The sequence below is a fragment of the Kitasatospora sp. NPDC088742 genome (assembly GCF_055584905.1).
On sequence record NZ_JBVJLD010000003.1, the window covers coordinates 199,438 to 205,629 of the forward strand.

The window sequence follows — 6,192 nt, forward strand, 5'->3', positions numbered from 1 at the left end:
CGTGTACAGCCACCTGCGGTCGGTCCCGGCGGACGGCACCGCGCTGGCCGGTGCGAACGGTGGCGGTGTCTTCGTGGTGGCCGGTGGGGCGCCAGTGTACGTGAGCGACTTCGCCCACGTGCCCGGTATCGCGGCCCGGGTGACGGTCGACCAGACCGCCATCGACAACGCGGGGGCCGGCGGCTTCTTCAACCACCTGCGCACCACCCCCGCCGACGGCACCTACCTCAACGACGGCGCCACCGGCACGGTCTACGAGGTGGCGGGCGGCGCCCCGATCGTCGTCACCAACTGGGCCAACGTCGGTGGCTTCCACTCGCCCACCACGGTGGACGGCACCGCGATCGACAACGGCGGTCTGAATGTGCTCTACAGCCACCTGCGGATGACCCCGGCCGACGGCACCGTCCTGCGCGGCTACGGCACCGGCCGGCTCTACTCGGTGACGAACGGTCACCCCACCCTGGTGACGAGCGGCACGCCCGCCGCCGACGTCGACCAGGTCGCGATCGACAAGGCCGGCCAGGCGGGGGTCTACCGTCACCTCAGCTGACCCACCGTCTCCTCGGAACAGCCCCGGCGGGGCCGCACTCGGCGGCCTTGCCGGGGCTGTCCGCGGTTCCCCGCGCGGGAGTTCAGCGGTGGCGCAGGTACGCGGCGGCCGTCTCGCGCAGCCGCGCGTGCAGACCGTCGTAGGCCCGTACCCCGCCCAGGACGGACTTGGGGAGCTTGGCGGCCATCGTGTAGTTGGTGTCGCAGACGTTGGCGGCCGGGGCCAGGCCGGCCTGGCTGACGAGTTGGTAGGCGTCCAGGAGGTCGAGCCCGAGCAGGCCCGAGGTCCAAGTCACCAGGTCGTGCTGGCTGATCCGGAAGGCGTCCTCCAGCGGGCGGGCCGAACCGGTGGTGATCAGGAAGTCGTCGTTCTCCAACCGGGGCCAGGCCGGGCCCGCGCCCTTGACCAGGTCGACGACGACGGTGGTGCGCATGGCGGCCTCCACGGCGGTGCCGCAGACCTCGCCCTCGCCCTGGCGGGCGTGGCCGTCGCCGATCGCGAGTAGGCCGCCCTCGACGTTCACCCGGAAGTAGGCGGTGGTGCCGGCCCGCATCTCGGGGGTGTCGAGGTTGCCGCCGTGGGCGCCCGGGGTGATGGAGGCGAGCACCTCGCCGCCGGCCGGGGCCACGCCGACGGTGCCGTGCATCGGGTCGAGCGGGAGCGCGACGGTGAAGTCGGAGTTCCGGGCCCGGAAGTGGCAGAGCCCGGCCTTGAGGTCCAGGTCGTAGAACCAGACCCGCTCCTCCAGGGCGGGGTGGAGCATCGCGGTCCGGTGCGTGGCCGTCAGGGCGCCGAAGTGCGGGAAGGTGCTGGAGATGCCGTGGTCCCGGGCCGGGGTGAGCTCCACGAAGTGCACGGCGAGCAGGTCGCCGGGCTCGGCACCGGCCACCGCGATCGGGCCGGTGACGGGGTTGAGGTAGGGGAAGACGCAGACCTGGCTGGGCAGGTCGCCGGTGCCGCGCACCTTGCCGCCGAAGCAGTCCTCGGTGGTCAACTCGACCACGGTGCCCGGCCGGACGGTGGTCAGGGCCGGCCGGCCGCCGAAGGTGTACGCGTACTCCTCGGGGGCCGGGGACAGGTGGACGAGGTCGGGCATGCTCACTGCGGCTCTCCGGTGGTCTCGGTCTTCTCGGTCTTCTCGCTCTGCCCGGTGACGGACAGGCGGGGCCTGCGGCCGGTCGCCATCAGCCCCACCAGGACGATCGCACCGATCAACAGCCAGACGAAGCCCAGCCGTTGGGCCGCGATGTCGGCGTTGACGATCACGTAGGCGAGGATCGCGAAGCCGAGCGCGGGGGCGATCAGGTGCCGCCAGTAGTCCCGGCTGCGGTTGCGGACCAGGTAGTGGACCACCACGGCCACGTGCAGGACCAGGAAGGTGGTCAGCGCACCGAAGTTGACCAGGGTGCTCAGCAGGGTGATGCCGTCGTCCCGGGAGGCGGTGCAGAGCCCGAGGACCAGCGAGACCCCGGCGGTGAGCAGGGTGGCGTTGACCGGCACCCGGCGGGTGGGGTGCACCTCGGCCAGGAAGGACGGCAGTTGGCGGTCGCGGGCCATCGCGAACAGCAGCCGGGAGGTGGCGGCCTGCGCCACCAGGGAGTTGGCGAAGCCCCAGGCGACGGCGGTGGCCACGGCGGTCAGGGTGGCCAGCCAGCCCCCGGCGGCGGTGCGCGCCGCGTCGTAGAAGGCGGTGCCGTCCGGGTCGCCGTCCCGGATCAGCGCCTGCGGGTCGGTGACCAGCAGGGAGGCCACCCAGGTCTGCACGATGAACAGGGTCCCGGCCAGCAGCAGCGCGGCCACCATCGAGCGGCCGATGGCCCTGGCGGAGTCCCGGTTCTCCTCCGCCAGGGTGGAGATCCCGTCGAAGCCGAGGAAGCTGAGCACCGCGACGGAGACCGCGCCGAAGGCCAGGCTCCAGGAGAAGGTGTGCGAGTCGTACAGCGGGGTCAGGTCGAAACCGCGCCCCTTCCCGGCGGCCAGCGCGATCACCCCGGCCGTCACGAACACGGCCAGCACCAGGAGTTCGCCGGCCAGCACGGCCTTGTTGACCCGGGCGGTGGTCTCGATCCCGAGGTAGTTGACCGCGGTGTTGAGCAGCACGAAGCCGATCAGCCAGAGCCACACCGGGACCGACGGCACCAGCGAGTTCATCGCCACCCCGGCGATCAGGTAGAGCAGTCCCGGTACCAGGACGTAGTCCAGCAGGATCATCCAGCCGGCCAGGAAGCCGACCGGGGCGCCGATGCCGCGCCCCGCGTAGGTGTAGACCGACCCGGCCATCGGGAAGGCCCGGGACATCTGGGCGTAGGAGAGCGCGGTGAACATCATCGCCACCATGCCCAGGACGTAGGCCAGGGCGACCATGCCGCCGGAGCCCTGGAAGACGCCGCCGAAGATGCCGAACGGGGCGATCGGCACCATGAACACCAGCCCGTAGACGAGCAGGTCACTGAAGGTCAGGGAACGCCGGAGCTCCTGCCGGTAGCCGAAGCCCTCGATGTCTTGCGACGCGGATGTCTCGGTCATGGCTGCAGACAGTAGGGCCAACCATTTCCGTACGGAAGAGTTCCGGCACGGTGCCCGGCCTGACGCTCCGTCCGGAAGTTCACCCGCCGTTCGGACGGGGACGTCATCATGATCGGCATGACGACGATCGACGCGGACGAGCCGAGGCCGCACCACTACACGTACGCGCACCGGGTGTTGCCGGGCCTGGCCCGCGACCTCGGGGCGGAGCTGCTGGACCAGGAGCCGGACGTCGGATTCACCAGCGCGCTCACGACCATCTGGGAAGGGTTCGGCGAGCGCCTCCCGGAGGCCGAGCGGCTGCCCGCCGACGGACTGTCGGCCGTCCTCGTCCAGCGCGACGGCTACCGCGCCCTGTTCGTCGCCCTGCCCCTGGCGGTGGGGCCGTCCGAGGCGCACTTCGTCGCGGTGGTGCAGCCGGCCGGGGCCGCGACCTGCCGGTACCTGACGCTCGAACACGGCGTCAGCCCGATCGACGGCCAGACCTACACGGCCCTCGGCGAATGGACCGCCGACGGCTCCCACCTCAACCTCGGCCCCGGGCCCGCCGCCGAACCCGAGGCCTTCGTCACGGCGATCGAACGGATCCTGGACGACTCCGCCCCGGTCCACGCGGCCACCCGTCCCGGCCCGCCCGTAACGCCGGAGACGGAGACCGGGAAGCCCAGAGCACGAGGCCTGCGCGGGCTGTTCCGGCGGTGAGCCACCCAGGCCGCCCCGTTCAGCTCATCGGATCTGACGCTCCGTCGTTTCGGGTCGGTCCACCGGTGCCGGAACGGATGGCGAGGAGTCGTCAGCCGGAGCCGACAGCGTAGGGCCGCTGATAGCCGGTTCGGTGCCGGTGGGACGGCCGGCGCGGGTGCGGAGCCCCTTGCAGGCCTTGGCCGCGGCCGCGGTGAGTGCGGTGGAGACGAGGGTCGTCAGCACGCTGGTCGCGGACTGGGCGAGCAGGTCGACGAAGGCCGTCATGGGGTTCCCCCTTGGGCTGCTGGTGCGCCGGCCTGATGCTCCCGGCGGGTGACGGTTCCAGTGCACGTCACGGGCCCGGCCCGGCCGCCTCAACATGTTCCTGTCCGTCCGAAGTTGGGATTCGTGCTGGCAGGAGCCCCCAACTTCCCTATCTTGTGGAGTGGTTGGAGACGATCGATGGGGGTGGACGGTGGTCGGGACCGACGACCTGGTCCGGGTGAAAGACGAGGCGGGATTCACCGCGCTGCTGGCCAAGCTGATCACTGGTCATGTGGCCGGGGGCGGTTCGCTGTCCGGGCTCGCGCGGCGGGCCGGTGTCTCGGAGAACTCGCTCGCGAACTGGCGTACCAGCGTCATCCCGCGCGAGGAGCAGCTGGAACTGCTGCTGGAGGCGCTGGGCCGGGGTGAGCGCGACGAGGTGCGGACGTGGATCGAGGCGCGGCGCCGGGCCTTGCAGGCCCGTGCCGCACGGAAGGCGTACGGGCGGGAGACCCGTGAGGTGCGAGGTGCGGAGGAGACGCCGGGTCAGCTGCGCGGGCGGCTCGAACACATGCAGCGCGTGCCTGGTGTGTCCATCGGCGGGGGCGGGCTGCGAGGCTTCCGGCAGCGTGGGCCGCAGGAGCCGGAAGCCTGGCCCTTCCAGGTCGGAACGGTCCCCCCTCCTTCGGTCGGTTTCCAGCACCGTGTTCTGGCCGGCCAACTGAGCAAGGTACTGGCCGGGGGAGGCACGGCGGTGGTGGGACAGCTGCTGACCGGGATGGGTGGGGTCGGCAAGACCCAGCTGGCCGCCGAGTTCGCCCGTACCGCCTGGCAGGGCGGCGAGTTGGACGTGCTGGTGTGGGTGAACGCGAGCAACCGCGCGGCCGCGGCGAGCGGGCTGGCGGAGGCCGGGGTGAAGCTGTGCCGCGCCGACCCGAACGACACCGAGCAGGCCGCCGAGAGCTTCCGGCGGTGGCTGGAGCCGAGACCGGGGCTGACCCCGTGCCGCTGGCTGGTGGTGCTGGACGACGTGACCGACCCGGACGACCTGGAGAACCTCTGGCCGCCGGCCAGCCCGACCGGCCAGACGATCGTCACCACCCGCAGCCGTGAGACCGCGCTCGCACGGGCCGGCAGCCGCGTGGTCGAGGTCGGCCTGTTCGACCGCGGCGAGGCCGTCGCCTGTCTGAGCGAGGTACTGGCCCACCGCGGCCGGCGTGAACCCGACGAGCACCTCGCGGCGCTCGCCGACGACCTCGGCCACCTCCCGCTGGCGCTGTCGCAGGCCGCCGTGTACATCGCCGACACCCGCATCAGCGTGCACGACTACCGGGAGAAGCTCACCGGCCGTGCCACGGCCTTGGCCGACACCGCGCCCGACCGGCTGCCCACAGGCCAGCAGCACACCACCGCCGCGGCTCTGCTCCTCTCCCTCGAGCGTGCGAACAACCTGCGACCCGCGGGCCTGGCGAAGCCCCTGCTGGAGCTCCTGGCCTTCCTCGCTCCGAACGGTGTTCCCCATCCCGTTCTCACCAGTGCCCCGGTTCTCGCCCACCTCACCCGACACCGGTCACCCGCGAGCGGAGCGGTGCCAGCGGCAGTCGGCGTCAGCGAGGACGAGGTCCGTCTCGCCCTGAGCGCGCTCGACCGCCTCCACCTCGTCGACTACGCACCGACGAACCCGGCACGAGCCGTGGTCGTCCACCAACTCACCCAGCACGCCGCCCGGGACACCCTCACCCCCGAGCAGCGCACCGCGGTCGCCAGCGCCGCCGCCGACGCGTTGGTCGCGGCCTGGCCCGAGGTCGAACGTGACACCGGTCTCGGCGAAGCCCTGCGCGCCTGCGCCACCGCCCTGACCGCGGTGGCCGAGGACGTCCTCCATCGACCGGAGGCCCACGAAGTGCTGTTCCGGAACGGCCGGAGCCTCGGCGAGTCCGGCCAAGCCGCAAGCGCCCGGGACCACTTCGCGGATCTCACCACCGGAATCAGCCGCAGCTGCGGCCCCGACCACCCCCGGGCCCTCGCCGGCCGCAACGACCACGCCCGCTGGCAGGGCGAGGCCGGAGATCCGGCGGGTGCGGCCGCCGCGTTCGCGATTCTGCTACCCGACCGCATCCGCGTCCTGGGCGCGGAGCACCCCGACACCCTGACCACCCGTCACA

At 72.3% G+C, this 6,192-nt stretch carries 6 protein-coding genes; 3 read left to right on the forward strand and 3 right to left on the reverse strand.

Translation table 11 applies throughout. From position 1 onward, the window contains the following. Nucleotides 1-553 (forward strand): hypothetical protein (locus tag ACZ6ZR_RS05270; RefSeq protein ID WP_465639542.1); only part of this gene is annotated, 553 nt, incomplete at its 5' end. 82 nt (nt 554-635) lie between these two features. On the opposite strand, the gene ACZ6ZR_RS05275 is transcribed toward ACZ6ZR_RS05270, so the two are convergent. Beyond that, the gene (locus ACZ6ZR_RS05275) at nt 636-1,649 is read right to left on the reverse strand and encodes an acetamidase/formamidase family protein (protein ID WP_465639643.1); all 1,014 of its coding nucleotides are present in this window, start codon (nt 1,647-1,649) and stop codon (nt 636-638) included. Nucleotides 1,650-1,651: 2 nt separating this feature from the next. Beyond that, nucleotides 1,652-3,079: an APC family permease gene (locus ACZ6ZR_RS05280; RefSeq protein WP_465639544.1), complete on the reverse strand. Its 1,428-nt coding sequence runs from the start codon at nt 3,077-3,079 to the stop codon at nt 1,652-1,654. A 117-nt stretch (nt 3,080-3,196) separates the two neighbouring features. Between ACZ6ZR_RS05280 and ACZ6ZR_RS05285 the strand changes: the two genes are divergently transcribed. Beyond that, nucleotides 3,197-3,781 (forward strand): hypothetical protein, encoded by a 585-nt coding sequence (locus ACZ6ZR_RS05285; protein WP_465639546.1) that lies wholly within the window; start codon nt 3,197-3,199, stop codon nt 3,779-3,781. A 24-nt stretch (nt 3,782-3,805) separates the two neighbouring features. Here the strand turns inward: ACZ6ZR_RS05285 and ACZ6ZR_RS05290 are convergent, their stop codons facing one another. Beyond that, entirely contained in the window at nt 3,806-4,048 is a 243-nt protein-coding gene (locus tag ACZ6ZR_RS05290) for a hypothetical protein (protein WP_465639548.1), read from the reverse strand. A 190-nt stretch (nt 4,049-4,238) separates the two neighbouring features. On the opposite strand from ACZ6ZR_RS05290, the gene ACZ6ZR_RS05295 reads away from it, so the two are divergent. Beyond that, nucleotides 4,239-6,192: NB-ARC domain-containing protein (locus ACZ6ZR_RS05295; protein WP_465639549.1), on the forward strand; the 1,954-nt coding region annotated here is incomplete at its 3' end.